The organism is uncultured Sulfitobacter sp. (assembly GCF_964021855.1).
In the GTDB taxonomy this organism is placed as follows: Bacteria; Pseudomonadota; Alphaproteobacteria; order Rhodobacterales; family Rhodobacteraceae; genus Sulfitobacter.
On sequence record NZ_CAXHZD010000001.1, the window covers coordinates 257,435 to 271,379 of the forward strand.

General features: G+C 56.7%; 13 protein-coding genes. 7 read left to right on the plus strand and 6 right to left on the minus strand.

What is annotated here, in order from left to right; all coding sequences use genetic code 11:
- Window positions 1-2 precede the first annotated feature (2 nt).
- Genes AADJ11_RS01210 through AADJ11_RS01220 form a run of 3 tightly spaced genes read left to right on the plus strand, consistent with a single transcriptional unit; the run spans window position 3 to window position 2,414 of the window.
- Window positions 3-659, plus strand: coding sequence for an ABC transporter ATP-binding protein (locus AADJ11_RS01210; RefSeq protein ID WP_341232739.1), 657 nt, complete (start codon window positions 3-5; stop codon window positions 657-659).
- A 28-nt stretch (window positions 660-687) separates the two neighbouring features.
- Window positions 688-1,593, plus strand: coding sequence for a sulfotransferase (locus AADJ11_RS01215; protein WP_341232740.1), 906 nt, complete (start codon window positions 688-690; stop codon window positions 1,591-1,593).
- Window positions 1,594-1,601: 8 nt separating this feature from the next.
- Complete coding sequence (locus AADJ11_RS01220; protein ID WP_341232741.1) at window positions 1,602-2,414, plus strand: ABC transporter permease; 813 nt, start codon at window positions 1,602-1,604, stop codon at window positions 2,412-2,414.
- 16 nt (window positions 2,415-2,430) lie between these two features.
- Here the strand turns inward: AADJ11_RS01220 and AADJ11_RS01225 are convergent, their stop codons facing one another.
- Window positions 2,431-4,923 (minus strand): calcium-binding protein, encoded by a 2,493-nt coding sequence (locus AADJ11_RS01225; RefSeq protein ID WP_341232742.1) that lies wholly within the window; start codon window positions 4,921-4,923, stop codon window positions 2,431-2,433.
- Between the two features lie 123 nt (window positions 4,924-5,046).
- Entirely contained in the window at window positions 5,047-6,447 is a 1,401-nt protein-coding gene (locus AADJ11_RS01230) for a DUF2793 domain-containing protein (RefSeq protein WP_341232743.1), read from the minus strand.
- Between the two features lie 142 nt (window positions 6,448-6,589).
- Between AADJ11_RS01230 and AADJ11_RS01235 the strand changes: the two genes are divergently transcribed.
- The 4 genes from AADJ11_RS01235 to AADJ11_RS01250 all read left to right on the plus strand — a co-directional run bounded on the left by AADJ11_RS01235 (window position 6,590) and on the right by AADJ11_RS01250 (window position 10,398).
- The gene (locus AADJ11_RS01235) at window positions 6,590-7,363 is read left to right on the plus strand and encodes an enoyl-CoA hydratase-related protein (protein ID WP_341232744.1); all 774 of its coding nucleotides are present in this window, start codon (window positions 6,590-6,592) and stop codon (window positions 7,361-7,363) included.
- A 10-nt stretch (window positions 7,364-7,373) separates the two neighbouring features.
- Window positions 7,374-8,519, plus strand: coding sequence for a CaiB/BaiF CoA-transferase family protein (locus AADJ11_RS01240; protein ID WP_341232745.1), 1,146 nt, complete (start codon window positions 7,374-7,376; stop codon window positions 8,517-8,519).
- Window positions 8,520-8,686: 167 nt separating this feature from the next.
- Entirely contained in the window at window positions 8,687-9,205 is a 519-nt protein-coding gene (gene idi / locus AADJ11_RS01245; protein ID WP_341232746.1) for an isopentenyl-diphosphate delta-isomerase, read from the plus strand.
- Between the two features lie 269 nt (window positions 9,206-9,474).
- Complete coding sequence (locus AADJ11_RS01250; RefSeq protein WP_341232747.1) at window positions 9,475-10,398, plus strand: carbohydrate kinase; 924 nt, start codon at window positions 9,475-9,477, stop codon at window positions 10,396-10,398.
- Here the strand turns inward: AADJ11_RS01250 and AADJ11_RS01255 are convergent.
- The 4 genes from AADJ11_RS01255 to AADJ11_RS01270 are packed head-to-tail and all read right to left on the minus strand — an operon-like array spanning window position 10,384 to window position 13,932.
- Window positions 10,384-11,772: a hypothetical protein gene (locus AADJ11_RS01255; protein WP_341232748.1), complete on the minus strand. Its 1,389-nt coding sequence runs from the start codon at window positions 11,770-11,772 to the stop codon at window positions 10,384-10,386. The genes AADJ11_RS01250 and AADJ11_RS01255 overlap by 15 nt on opposite strands.
- Window positions 11,773-11,813: 41 nt before the next feature.
- On the minus strand, window positions 11,814-12,581 hold the full coding sequence (locus AADJ11_RS01260; protein ID WP_341232749.1) for a class I SAM-dependent methyltransferase: 768 nt from the start codon (window positions 12,579-12,581) through the stop codon (window positions 11,814-11,816).
- Window positions 12,578-12,982, minus strand: coding sequence for a GtrA family protein (locus AADJ11_RS01265; RefSeq protein ID WP_341232750.1), 405 nt, complete (start codon window positions 12,980-12,982; stop codon window positions 12,578-12,580). Before AADJ11_RS01265 ends, AADJ11_RS01260 begins: the two co-directional genes overlap by 4 nt.
- Entirely contained in the window at window positions 12,982-13,932 is a 951-nt protein-coding gene (locus AADJ11_RS01270) for a glycosyltransferase family 2 protein (RefSeq protein ID WP_341232751.1), read from the minus strand. The genes AADJ11_RS01265 and AADJ11_RS01270 overlap by 1 nt, the downstream gene beginning before the upstream one ends.
- Between the last annotated feature and the right edge of the window lie 13 nt (window positions 13,933-13,945).

A 13,945-nucleotide genomic window follows, 5' to 3' on the forward strand; every position in this document is an offset into this window, starting at 1 on the left:
CGATGATCCAGCTGCATAACCTATCGAAATCCTATCATCTGAACGGCAATCGAAAGGTGGTCGCGAATCGCATAAATGCGATTTTTCCCAGCCGGGTGTCCGTCGGGTTGCTGGGGCGGAACGGCGCGGGAAAATCAACCTTGTTGCGCATCATTGCGGGCACGGCCGACCCGACATCGGGCGAGGTGTTGAGCGATGGAAATGTGTCGTTCCCCGTTGGCTTTGCCGGGTCATTTCACCCCGATATGACTGGCGCGCAAAATACCCGTTTCGTCGCGCGTATCTATGGCGCGAACAGTGACGCGCTTATGGATTATGTCGCCGATTTCGCCGAGCTGGGGCATCAATTCCACGCGCCAATCAGGTCATATTCATCGGGCATGCGGTCACGTCTGGCCTTTGGTGTGTCGATGGGCCTGACCTTTGACACCTACCTGATTGACGAAATAACCGCCGTAGGCGACGCGGCGTTCAAGCGCAAAAGCAAAAGCGTCTTTGCCGACCGGATGTCGCGGGCCGGGTCTATTTTCGTCAGCCATTCCATGGGGTTAATGCGTGAAATGTGCGACGCAGGGGCCGTTCTTGAGAACGGTAAACTGATTTACTTTGACGATATTAACGAAGCGATAAAACTGCACATCTACAACATGAAACCCTGACCTCATGCTTTTGGACAAGGTGCCGTTTATGCCCAACCCTGCCTTTCCATCGACGGCCACAATGGTATTTTGCATTGGCGCGCAAAAGGCCGGGACGACGTGGCTTTATGATACGTTGCGACGCAGCGATCAGGTGCATTTTTCCCGCAACAAGGAACTGCATTATTTCGACGTCATTGCGGGCAAGGCGCAGCAGGTATTCGACATGCGCGTGCAGGCAACCTCGATCCTGGCCAAGCGATTGATCCCGCAACTTGGTAAACGCAATCGCGCAAATCTACGCCAATTGCGCGATCTTACCGACCTGTTGGAGATTTACACATCCGAGGCGGGCGATCATTCCGCCTATCTTAGCTATCTGCTTGAGGGTTACAAAAACCAGCCCGTGGTCTGCGACATCACACCCGCCTATGCGATCTTGGATCGCGAAACCTTTGCGCAAATGGGGCAAATCGGATCAGCCAAGTTCATTTTCATTCTGCGTGATCCAATTGATCGGATGTGGTCGCAAATCAGGATGGCGATTAAGGCCGCGCCCCCGCCTGACGTCTCGTTTCAAGAGGCATGTATCGCCCGTGCGCAACAGCTGATCGACACCGGCCGCTTGCCAAAAGTTGAGCGGGCCGATTACCGGGGTACAATGACCGAGCTTGAGGCCGCAGTACCCCCAGAGCGTATCAAATACCTATTTTATGAAGACATGTTTAACCCTGAAAGCATGAATGACCTTTGCGATTTTCTGGGGATTGAACAGATTGCCATAGATCCCAAAACCCACAGCAATCGGGGTGCCACGGCGACAATGCCCGCTGATATTCGCGCGGGTTTTTGCGATGCCTTTTCCCCGCAATATGCGTTCATCCACGAACGGTTTTGCGTGCAGGTTCCCGATGGCTGGGCCGCGGAATTCCAGCCAGATCATTACTTGAGCTGATCTGCCAAATGTCTGCCAAACCCACCACCACGCCATTACGCCGCATCAACCGCCCGCAACATTTCATGGCGGCGCGCACAATCAGCGCCCTGATACTGCGCGAAATGACAACCAGCTATGGCCGCTCCCCTGGGGGCTATCTTTGGGCATTGGCAGAACCCGCATTGGGGGTCGCGCTTTTGTCAGCGATCTTTTCAATCGGCTTTCGCAACCCGATGCTGGGCACAAATTTTGCGATGTTTTATGCAACCGGCCTGCTGCCATTTTTAATGTTTAACGATCTCAGTACAAAAACAGCACAGGCCATTAACTATTCAAAACAACTGCTCGCCTATCCGCGTGTGACGTTCATCGACGCCATCGCAGGGCGGTTCATTCTGAACCTTCTCACTCAAATCCTTGTCTGCTTTATCGTGTTTTCTGGCATCACACTGTGCTTTGAAACCCGCACCACGCTCGTATGGGAAACGCTCATGTCGGCGCTGGCGATGACGGCCTGCTTTGGTCTGGGAATCGGAACATTCAACTGCTTCCTCATGTCCATGTTTCCCATCTGGCAGCGCATCTACAGTATTCTCACCCGGCCATTGCTGTTGATTTCGGGTGTGATTTTCACGTTAGAGGCCGTGCCCCAGCCCTATCAAAACTGGCTTTGGTACAATCCGCTTGTCCATATTATCGGGACAGTGCGCGCCGGATTTTACAACAGCTATCACGCGACATATGCCAACCCGATCTATGTTTATGCGATTTCAATCCTGCTTGGGTTTTTTGGATTGGTTTTTCTGCGCCGCTATCACCGCGATATTATGGAGCTTTGAGGGGAGCTCTCCACGCTCACATGATCTCAAAATCGTTATCCAGAACATTGATCGAGGTCACATTCAGCAGCTCAAGCGTATTGCCATTCCCAAAGTCAAACGAAACAAATCCATCGTCATTCAAGCTGGCATATTCGGACAGTTGCGACAGGCTCCGCGCGCCGCCGCCCCACAACATTGCATCCAGAACCAGCGTATCAATTTCGTTTTGAAAATCGACGATCCGGTCTTCGCCGGACCCGAAATGAAACCGGTCAGCGCCGATCCCACCAGACAGGATATCATCGCCATAGCCCCCGTCCAAAGTGTCATGGCCTGCGTTTCCTTTTACCAGATCATTGCCTGCCCCACCGGCAAGCAAATCCGACCCGTTATCGCCTTGCAAACGGTCATTCCCATCGCCGCCATCAAGGGTATCGTTGTTGATACCGCCCGCCAGCAGGTCATCGCCGCTTTCGCCCTGTAATTTGTCAGCACCCGCGTTGCCGTACAGTTTATCCTTGCCATTGCCGCCGAAAAGCTCGTCAGACCCTGCGCTGCCCGACAAGGTGTCATTGTCATTTCCCCCCGACAGATAGTCCGAATTCAGCCCGCCGGTCAGTTTGTCATCGCCATCGTCACCAAACAGGCGATCAGCGCCATTATTTCCGGTGATGACATCGCTGCCATCCCCCCCGCCGATCACGTCATATCCGTCACCGCCATATATAAGATCGTCGCCGCCATCGCCGCGCATCGTATCCCAACCGATCCCGCCCCATATCTGGTCAACGCCGGTGCCTCCTTCGATCACGTCACTGCCGCCATTCCCGTACAGGTCGTCATTGCCAGCATCCCCCTTGATCGTATCATCGCCACCCATGCCATATATCGTATCGTTCGCCGCCAACCCTTGAATAAGGTCCGACGCGCTATCCCCCTCCAACCGGTCCGTTCCGGCGGTACCCACCAGGTTCAACGCCACGGGATTTGCAGGTGTAACGGGGCTGTCGGGTTCATCGGGCAGCACCATGTTTTGCGGGATGTATGACGTGCCCAACGTGATCTGAGGAAGCAAATCCTCGTATGTGATCGGCTTTCCATCCGCGCTTTTCAGGGTCAGGTTTTCATCCCCCAACGTCAGAACGGCGCCCGTGCTGGTCGACTGGAACGCGGATTCTGGAATGCTGCGCACAAGGGGCCAGCCCGACAGGTCAAGCATGTCCTGCTTTGTATCAAAATCGCTGATCGTATCGGCCGTGCCATCAGCCGTCATGATAAAACGATCCGCCCCGGCACCCCCTGTCAAAAGGTCAGCCCCGCTGCCATCCACTAGAAAATCGTCGCCCACACCGCCTGATATGGTGTCTTTCCCCGCCTTCCCCGTCAGAAAATCATCGCCTGCCGTACCGTTCAGCGATTCCGCAGAACTCGTGCCATAAACCGGCGCCGCCCGACCGGAAATATCTAGGGTAAAGGCGCTTAACCCCGCCTCGGCACCGGATGCCGTGACAAGGTGCAGCATATTGTTCTGGACGGAAAAGCTTAGCGCCGATGGAGCATCAAGGGCTGTATCAACCGCATCGACAACGGTGCTGAGATGCAAAAGCCGCCCGTCTGGCGAAAGCTCAAAAACCGACACGCCATCATCGGCCCCCGCTGCCGCGAGATAGGCCCGGTCGTTATGAACAACAGTTTCCAGATGCGTCACATCATCAAACCGCGTGTTCAAGCTATCAAGCAAATGATCCGTCAGCTGCATCGTTCCGTCAGCGCCCAACCGCACCACGGTCAGCGACCCACTGTCAGATGACCCCATCACGCCAAAGGACTGGTCGCCAATCGCAACAAACGAAACAACACTAGGCCCCGCAATACCAACGCCATCCTCGGCCGAGATACGCGCGACCTCGGTCGGCCGCCCGCCGCTGTCTAGCCTCATGCTGATCAATGCGTTTTCAGAGGCTGAAGCCACCAAAAGTTGCGGCGTGCCCCCGACATCCGCAATGCTAAGCCCGGTCAGGGCGGTCTGCGATGACGATCCTACGCCGCCGCTCTGTATCTCGGTGACCGACCCGTTATCATTGATCCGCCAGACCCCGACCGCATCAGAACCTCTGGTAACGCCGTATAAATACGGTTGCCCATCAACAATCGCGACCTCGGCCCCCAGCATTTGCTGCGGCAATGTCGCGCCGGTGACGGCAGCGACGGTGGAAAACTTACCATCCGCGGCCAGGTCGATTTTCGTGAGCGCCGCATTCTGCACGCCGGTCAGGTACAGGCTATCGCCAACCAGCGTCATCTTATTGACCGACCCCGATTGCGCGGCACCCGCAATGGCACGGCTGTCAAGCTGGGTCAGCCCGCTATCCGCACCGATACGATACGCCAGCAGATCACCGCCCCCGAACCGCGACGTGGTATACAGAATGGACCCAGAAGGCGTATCAAAAACCACCATGTCAGTGACGCCGGTCAGAAAGGAATCCGATCTGCCCGGCAAAGTTGCTTTATGTTCGAACGCCATTTGACCCATTCCCCAGATACTTGCCCGGGGATGATATTGGTCAAAATTCGTTAACCGCTGATATTAGCTCTGTGGCAACTTAGTGACGTTCTTAGCCAATTCTATCAATTCGGTCAGGCCGGTTTACAGATACACAGCGCCCGTTTGCGTTGCCCCTGCAACGTCGCCCGGCAGAATCACACCGCCGCTATCAATCACCGCATTTGCAGACACTTCATACCGTGTACCTGTGGCGCTGCCCGCAAAGCTTTGCCCGGCAAAGCGCGCGACGCTGGCATGTGTGCAAACGCAAAACGCATCTACGAAATCTGGGGTGCCGGTCAACGTCACGGTCTGCCCATTGCCGTCAAACTGCGCGCCGTCAGCCAGATGCAGGTGATACCCCGCATCGCCGTCAATCAGACAAGGGCCATCCAAAGTCATCCTTGCCCCGCGCAGATCGACATGCCCGCCTGCCTCGCCAAAGTTAACGCTATCCAGCCGCAAATGGCTGTTCCCGCTCGCTGACACCACGGCGGCCGAACTGCTGGTATTTTGCAGCTTAACCCCGCGCAAGGAGACCTCCCCCTGTGCGATGGCAAACGCCTGATCCACCGCATCCATCACGACCAAGTCGGGTGTTCCGGTATCACCCTCAACAATTAAACGCCCGCCACCGACCAGGGCCCAATCGACCTTAACCGGTTGTGCCAAGCCATAGGTGCCATGCGCCAGCTTCAGCGTTATGTCGTTTCCGCCCGTATCGACCCTCATCGCCGCCTCAACCGCCTTGGCAATCGATGCGAACGCGCCAGCCCCCGCAGTCAGCCCGTCATTGCCGTCATTTCCCAGCGTCTGATCGACAAAGTAACTGCGCGGCGCAATTAATATTTCACGCCAACCCGCCACGGCAGTTTGAATGCGTCCGGTCTGGGCATCCACGCGCAATGCTTCGATCCAGTTCGACCCATCCGCACTGACCTTGAGCGTGAAATCATCGCTTCCGGCAATGCCCATTTCGGCGCGCCCGCCCCACCCTGTCTGGAACAGCAGGCTGGCCGTATCCCCTTGGCCGGATTTGTTAATCTTGAGCTGATGCCCCCCACCCGCGTGGTTCAAAAGCACAGCATCCGATGACACGGCCAACTTGTTATAACCGTCAAAGCCGGTTCCGATCCCCAGCCCCGGCAGATTGTTCAATTCGGGCTGCTGCCCCACCCATGTGGTGCCGTCAAAAACGACCGCAGTGTTGGTGTCACGCACCTGCGCGCTCCACCCCTCCAGCGGCACAATGAATTGCCAGCTCGCGTCGACGAAAACAGCAATATTGCCGTCTTGCCCCGCCCAGTCTGCCTGACCGTTTGCGGCGACCAAATAGCGGTCCCCCTCGACGGCAGTACTGGGCGGCACGGATTGATCGGCCGAAAGAACAGCCAGTTGCACGATCGTATCCAGCAGTCTTAGCGCTTCGTTATGGGTCACATGCTTTTGCGCCTGTGCGGGCTGAATATAGGGCATCGAAAGGATCGGCGAAGTATCAGACATGTGCGGGCTCCGTGGGTTGGGCATCAGATCGCGGCCAAGCTGCGCCAAACCGGTTAACGCGCCGTAGGACCACCGAACGCTCAGCACCCGTTTGCCTATCCCCCCGATCAATGCTTTGCTGCGCCCAATGCAGGAGGAAACCATGACAGACGGCCTAAAGATCGAAACCTCGGGCGGCGTGACAACGATTGCGCTGAACGATCCCACCACCCTTAATGCGCTGACCCCAAATCTGGCGGTCTCGCTGACTGCGGCACTGGAAAGCGCCGCCAAGAACAGCCGCGCGATTATCCTGACAGGATCTTCCCGTGCGTTTTGTTCCGGTGCGAATTTGCAGACCCGCCCTGCGGCAAAGCCCGGTGAAATCAACGCCGGATCGGCGCTGGACGAAGCATATAACCCCCTGATGATGGCAATCCGCAATCTGGATGTGCCCCTGATCACCGCGATCAACGGACCGGCCGCTGGCATCGGTGCCTCCATCGCCATGGCGGGTGACATCATCGTCGCAGGCGAAAACAGTTATTTCCTCGAAGCGTTTTGCCATATCGGTCTGGTCCCGGATGGCGGTGCCACATGGATGTTGGTGCGCAACGTGGGGCGTGTCCGCGCGGCTGAGCTTGCCCTGCTGGGTGAAAAGCTCCCCGCGCAACAAGCCTTTGACTGGGGCATGGTCACTAAGGTCGTGGATGATGACGCCGTGATGCCCACCGCCCATGAATTCGCGACCCGCCTTGCGAACGGGCCGACCCACGCGCTTGGGCTCATGCGCAAACTGCTCTGGCAAGCGGGCGATGGCAGTTTCCAAGGCCAGCTGGCCGAGGAACGGGATGCCCAAGCCTCAGCCGGGAAACACCCGCATTTTGCCGAAGGCGTCGCCGCATTCTTGGAAAAGCGCAAAGCAAACTTCGAATAGGAGCAACCCCATGCCCGGACCCCTAAAAGGTTTGCGGATTATTGAATTTGCGGGCCTCGGCCCCGGCCCATTTGCCTGCATGATGCTTGCCGATCACGGGGCCGAGGTGATCCGAATAGAACGCCCTGGCGGCACCAAAGGCGGCCCAGAAAGCGACGCGCGCACCGATATCCTGCTGCGGTCCCGCAAGCGCATCGCCATTGATATGAAATCGGACAGTGGCAAAGCGGTGCTGCGCGATCTGATCGCCACCGCCGACGGCCTGATCGAAGGGTTCCGCCCCGGCGTGATGGAACGTCTGGGCCTTGGTCCCGACGACATGCTGCTGCTGAACCCCAAGCTGGTTTATGGCCGCATGACAGGGTGGGGCCAGACCGGCCCCTATGCCCGAATGGCCGGTCACGATATCAACTACATCGCGCTGTCCGGCGCCCTGCATGCCTTTGGCCGCAAAGGGGAAAAACCGACCCCGCCGATTAACATGATGGGTGATTTCGGCGGCGGCGCGATGATGCTGGCCTTTGGCATGGTGTCCGCCCTTTTACATGTGCAACGTGGTGGCAACGGCACCGTGATCGACGCCGCAATGACAGATGGGTCCGCCCTGTTGATGTCGATGATCTACAGTTTTCATGGCCAAGGCTGGTGGAAGGACGAACGCGGGGTCAACATGCTGGACACCGGCGCGCATTTCTATGACGTCTATGAAACCCGTGACGGCAAATTCATCTCGTTAGGGTCGATTGAACCGCAATTTTACGAACGCATGTTGGAATTAACCGGCCTTGATAATGATCCTGAAATGGCCCCCCAAACCGACTCGAACAAATGGGACCAGATGCGAGACAAATTAACCAAAGTGATCGCAGAAAAAACCCGTGATGAATGGGATGCGATCATGACCGGATCAGACGCATGCTATGCGCCGGTATTGTCGCTGACCGAAGCACCAGACCACCCCCACAACCAAGCCCGTACAACATTCACGACGGCAGGCGGCGTGCGCCAACCAACCCCTGCGCCGCGCTATTCATCAATCGCGACGGTGCCCCCGAAAATGCCCGACGGGCAAACACACACGCGGCAGATACTCGCGGATTTAGGCTATTCCGAGGACCAAATCGCGGAAACCCTCGCGCAGGGCGGGGTATCTTAGCGGTCTAAATGCTGGGCAATTCCGGGCCACACACCGTCAAACCCATGCGCGCCAGACGTTAAATGTACAAATCCCCGAAATACGAGCCTATATAGATTCCTGATGGGCACCGAATCTAGGATCAGAAAATTGGCATATTTAGGCCACCCAATCATACGGACACCACTATGCGCGCGATGATTCCGGCTTGGGTTAACGGGGCATTGATCCCTGTTGAAAAGCTCGAGGTGCACCAACGCGGGCTGCGCCACAAAGCCATTTCCGTTTTCATCATGCGCGGCAGTGAAACCTTGATCCAACGTCGTGCGCTGTCAAAATACCACACCCCTGGTCTGTGGGCGAACGCCTGTTGCACCCACCCGTTTTGGGACGAACCCGCATTGGCCTGTGCCAATCGGCGGCTGGATGAAGAGTTAGGCATCACCGGGCTGCGCCTGATGCACCGTGATCAGATCGAATATCGCGCGGACGTTGGCAATGACCTGATCGAACATGAACTTGTTGATATCTACACCGCCGACGCCATCGCCCTGACCAGCGTCACGCCAAACGCGGAAGAGGTCATGGACACCGCGTGGATCGACCTTGAAGAACTGGCCCGCCAAACCCGCGAAGAGCCGCAGAAATTCACCCCGTGGCTTCGCATCTATCTGGCCGAGCACCGAGACAGCATATTTCCTGCTTAACCTTGTCGAGCCAATCTAAAACAGGCTCTAATATGCGGTTTAGAGCCGAAACCTTACTGCATCTATGCAATACTGAGTTCACACTCCTCTCACGAAGGCTGATCAATCGCACCTGTCGTCAGAGACCACTCAAAAAGCCAAATTCGACCCTAAACTGCCATTTTGTCATGATTTACGAAACTTCTGGTCAACGATGGCACCGAACTTTTCTCTGGACCGTTAGCGCTCACACCCTTATCAAACTCCAAAGCCAAACGGTTGGAGGCACTATGATACTGTGTTGTGGAGAAGCATTGATCGACATGATCGAAGGGGATGGCGCGTTCACGCCCCATGTCGGTGGTGCCGTATTTAACACGGCCCGCGCCTTGGGGCGGCTCGAGCAAAAGGTCGGCTTCGTCTCTGGTCTGTCGACCGATATGTTCGGGACCAAGCTCCAAGACGCCCTGCACGCCAGCAACGTCGATACATCGCATGTGGTTTTTTCGGATCGCCCGACCACATTGGCCTTTGTCCAACTGTCGGGCGGGAATGCCACCTACACCTTCTATGATGAAAACACGGCGGGCCGCTCCCTTGATCCTGCCAATCTTCCGACGATCCCCGACACCGTCAGCACGCTGTACTTCGGTGGCATCAGCTTGATCGGAATGCCCGCCGCCGATTTCTATGCCGCGCTGGCCGTCAATCAGGCAGATGATCGCGTGATCATGATTGATCCCAACATTCGCCCGCAATTCATCACCGACCCCGCCGCATACCGCGCGCGCTTGGCCAAAATGATCGCCGTGACCGACATTCTTAAGGTCTCGGATGATGATCTGAACTGGATCATCGACGGCCCCGCCTCGCTGGACGACAAAGCAGCGGAAATTTTGGCGCAAGGTCCAAAGCTGGTGATCGTCACCAAAGGCAGCGACGGGGCCAAAGCATATCTTGCCAGCGGCGACAGCGCCGAAGCTGCCGCCCGCAAGGTCGATGTCGTTGATACCGTCGGTGCCGGCGATACCTTTAACGCCGGGGTGCTGGCGAAACTGTCGCAAATGGGCTGCCTCACCAAGCAAGGGATCGCGACCCTATCCGCCGATGATGCGCAAGCCGCGTTGCGTTTGGGCGCAGAAGTCGCCGCCGTCACGGTGTCACGCGCAGGCGCAAACCCGCCACTGCTGTCGGAACTATCATTCCCGATCTGATGTGGCTTCCTCAAGCGGGGTAAAGATCACGAACTGCCCCGCATCCGTGGCCCGCAGATGAATTTCGTCATGGTCAGTATCGCCCAAAGTCGGGGGCGCCGGGCAATCGTCCGGGGTCAGATCGCAGTTGATCACTTCGCGACCCGTAAGATGCCTTAACCGTAGCGAAAACGCTTCGCGTGCCTGAATGCTCGCCTTTTTTCCGGATGCAATGTCCATCGGGTTTCCGTAAACGAATATCGCCCCGTCAAGCGGCGCAATGTCTTGGGCAATCGCCTTGGTTTCGGCCTGCCAATCCCGGAACTGACCGTAAAACAAGAAAATCTGTATGAAATAGACGCCAATGATCAGCATAATGGCGTTCCGGCCCAGACGACTTGGCAAACCGCTTTGCGGGCTCAGCAGCCCCACCGCTCGGACAATCGCCAACACGGCAAATACCCACATAAAGACAAACGCACGTGGCGGCACGATAACGCCGATTTTGAGAACCTGCACAGTCACCAGCGCAATCCCCACAGCCAGCCCGCCCAGGATATAAAGCGCCTCCATCGGGCGACGCTTGATCAGTATCGCGAATGACACGACCGCAAGAGCGGGGAAAAACAGCATCAAAGGCAAAAAGCCAAACCCGTTGCGGTGAAAGATGATCTGAAACGATTCGCGCAGCTTGGGAAGGTTTTCCACCATCCCGGCCAGACCGCGCGCCGACGTCGCCTCGCGCCACTCGGCCATGGGCACACCGAACACGCCATGCACCTGCCAGTTCAGCGCATAAACGGTGACCACCGCCGCGGCGAAGCTAACGCAGAACAACAGCAGCAACCCGGCCAGATCGCGCAGGGAACGATCTTTGGTTTTGGCGATACAGATGGCCAACAAAAGCAGCGGATAGGTCGTGTAGGCCATAAAGCTGACGATCACGAACACTGGCAAAAGCAGACGTAACGTGCGGTTTGATACCTTGCAGGCCAGCAGCCCGAACAGCGCCACAACAGCAAGGCCGGGAATCAACGTGTTGAACCATGGCGAGATCAGCATTGCCGACGGCGATACCATCAGCATCAACGCCATCAGCACCGTGAACCGGTCGGCCCCTTTGCGTCCGCTTGCCACCACGGCGATGGATGCAACGCACAACGCCCACAGCCCTTGGTACAGGATAAAGTTCACCCAAGGCGGGGTAACGATGGGGCGCAGATGCCAGACATAGTTCAGCCAGCGCCCCTCGTGCAGGGTTTTGTTCCAAAACATCGGCGCATCAGCGAAAAGCGCAGGAAAATCATCATGGCGGATCATCGGGTCGGCCAAGTTCATCGCCGACATCAGCATCACCGCGATGAAAGCGACCAGAAAGGTCGGCCACAGGGTCAAGCTATTGCTGGTTGGGGGGCTCGCCATCGCTGCGGTACGACCTAGGCCGCGCGGGCAGTCTTGGCCCGGCGGGCGCGGATGGCCAAAACCAATGCCCGTGCCTGCGCGATAAATGTTACCGCTGGGCGTGGCAGCAGTTTGACCAGCGCCAGCCGCAAGCGCCACCCTAGATGACCCGTATTTCTAACCGGCTGACCGGCAGAAATTTCAGTGTCCAAAATATCCTGAGGCAACCCATCACGACCGGCCGCGTTCACATACAGGATCGTATTATAGCGATACCAAGGCGCGACATGCCTGTTGTTCTTCAGCTCGGGCCGCACGCAGTCAAACGCCACATATCCACGGGCGGCAAACAAGTTTTGCCAGAACGCTAAAGGTTGTTCGTTGATGTGGAATTCGCCACCCTGGCCCGTGACCGCAGCCGAAAACAGCACCCGGTCAGATGCACGTGTCAAACTGTTCACAAGCGTTTCAGACGCCTCTGTTGGCAAATGCTCACCAACTTCAAGGCTTTGCGCCAGATCGAAACGGCGACCGGTTTCCACGGGCTTAGTTAAATCAGCGGCCAAGAAATTTTCGGGCGCGACAGCCAACTGATCGCGGTTCACATAATCACCATCGACGGCCAGAACATCCACCGCACCGGCGCGTTGCCATTCATCCATCCAAACACCGCGGCCACTGCCCAGATCAATAACGCTTTGTGGCCGAAGTTTGGGAAACAGCAGGGCAATCAACGGCTTGGCGGACGCCCGGGCGCTTTGGTTGATATAATCAAAAAACGTATCGTTATAGATATGGCTCATGATGTGATTTCCGTTCTGGAAAAAGGCACTGCAAAGACCCACAGGGCCATGAATACAAAGTTCTGAACTGGCAGATATGTCGCCGCAATGGCAGCCGCCGCCCAATCAGGCAGGCCGGTCAGCGAGGGCACCACCGATGTGATCAGGGCAGAGCTGCCAAAGCCCAAAACGACCATCACCGCAAACCGCAGGATCTGGCCAAGGTCATTCAACTGGCGGCTAAAAGTGAACGCCGCCTGACCCGCGTATTGCAGCATCACGGCCAGCCCAAAGGCAAATCCGTTGGCAAAAACCTGAGGTACATCTTCTGCCAAAAACGCCAGATACAACAGCACATAGACCAAAGCCGTGCCGCCGCCGACGAGGCAGAACCTAACCAGTTTATGCTGAAAAATCCGCATCAAGCACGCAAACGTTGGGGTGTCTGTGCGACGTCGCGGGTGTCTTCGCTCACGAAATACATCGGGCGGTTCTTAGCCTCGACATACAGGCGGCCAATATATTCGCCCAATATCCCCAAGGTCAGCAATTGCACGCCCGAAAAGAAGCTGACGGCCAGCACCACGGATGCCCAACCGGGCGCTGTTTGATATACAACCAGCGAATAAATCACATAGACGGCCATCAAACCTGCCATCAACAGGCTGATAAACGACAAACGGGTGGCCAGTTTTAGCGGTTTGGTGGAAAATGCCGTCATCGCATCAATTGCGAACCGCATCATGGCACGCAGGGGATATTTTGTTTCACCCAGCTCGCGCGGCGACCGGATATATTCAATGCCGACCTGCTTGAAACCGGCCCAAGCAAACATCCCACGAATGAACCGCGCTTTTTCCGGCATCGCCAGAACAGCATCCAGCGACCGACGATTCACAAGACGGAAATCACCGGTATCCTGCGGGATCGGCACATCGGACATTGCATTCAAGAAGCGGTAGAACAGGTGCGCAGTGGCTTTTTTGAACATCGTCTCGCCACGGCGCTCGCTGCGGCGGCCATAAACCACGTCAAAGCCGCGATCCATCATGAACATCATATCTGTCAGCAGCTCTGGCGGATCTTGAAGATCGGCATCCAGCATAAAAATCCGCTCGCCCCGTGAGGCTTCCAAACCGGCGGTCAACGCGATTTGGTGCCCTCTGTTCGCGGAAAGCTTTATCCCGACAAGCTGTGGGCAGGTCAGCTTGGCCGCCTCAATCGCCTTCCAGGTTGCATCGGTTGACCCGTCATCGACCAATATAATCTCGGCCAGATCCTTCCAAGGTTTGATCGCCTGCGACAAACGCACCACAAGACCGGGGATAGACTCTTCCTCGTTCTTGCAAGGGACAACAACTGAAAGATACATTCCCACACTCCGT

Excerpts from the sequence above, each read along its gene's own strand:
- AADJ11_RS01250 (WP_341232747.1), top strand. The coding sequence starts at position 9,475 with ATGATACTGTGTTGTGGAGAAGCATTGATCGACATGATCGAAGGGGAT.
- AADJ11_RS01265 (WP_341232750.1), bottom strand. The coding sequence starts at position 12,982 with ATGCGGATTTTTCAGCATAAACTGGTTAGGTTCTGCCTCGTCGGCGGC.
- AADJ11_RS01220 (WP_341232741.1), top strand. The coding sequence starts at position 1,602 with ATGTCTGCCAAACCCACCACCACGCCATTACGCCGCATCAACCGCCCG.
- idi (WP_341232746.1), top strand. The coding sequence starts at position 8,687 with ATGCGCGCGATGATTCCGGCTTGGGTTAACGGGGCATTGATCCCTGTT.
- AADJ11_RS01215 (WP_341232740.1), top strand. The coding sequence starts at position 688 with ATGCCCAACCCTGCCTTTCCATCGACGGCCACAATGGTATTTTGCATT.
- AADJ11_RS01240 (WP_341232745.1), top strand. The coding sequence starts at position 7,374 with ATGCCCGGACCCCTAAAAGGTTTGCGGATTATTGAATTTGCGGGCCTC.
- AADJ11_RS01235 (WP_341232744.1), top strand. The coding sequence starts at position 6,590 with ATGACAGACGGCCTAAAGATCGAAACCTCGGGCGGCGTGACAACGATT.
- AADJ11_RS01230 (WP_341232743.1), bottom strand. The coding sequence starts at position 6,447 with ATGTCTGATACTTCGCCGATCCTTTCGATGCCCTATATTCAGCCCGCA.
- AADJ11_RS01225 (WP_341232742.1), bottom strand. The coding sequence starts at position 4,923 with ATGGCGTTCGAACATAAAGCAACTTTGCCGGGCAGATCGGATTCCTTT.
- AADJ11_RS01260 (WP_341232749.1), bottom strand. The coding sequence starts at position 12,581 with ATGAGCCATATCTATAACGATACGTTTTTTGATTATATCAACCAAAGC.
- AADJ11_RS01270 (WP_341232751.1), bottom strand. The coding sequence starts at position 13,932 with ATGTATCTTTCAGTTGTTGTCCCTTGCAAGAACGAGGAAGAGTCTATC.
- AADJ11_RS01210 (WP_341232739.1), top strand. The coding sequence starts at position 3 with ATGATCCAGCTGCATAACCTATCGAAATCCTATCATCTGAACGGCAAT.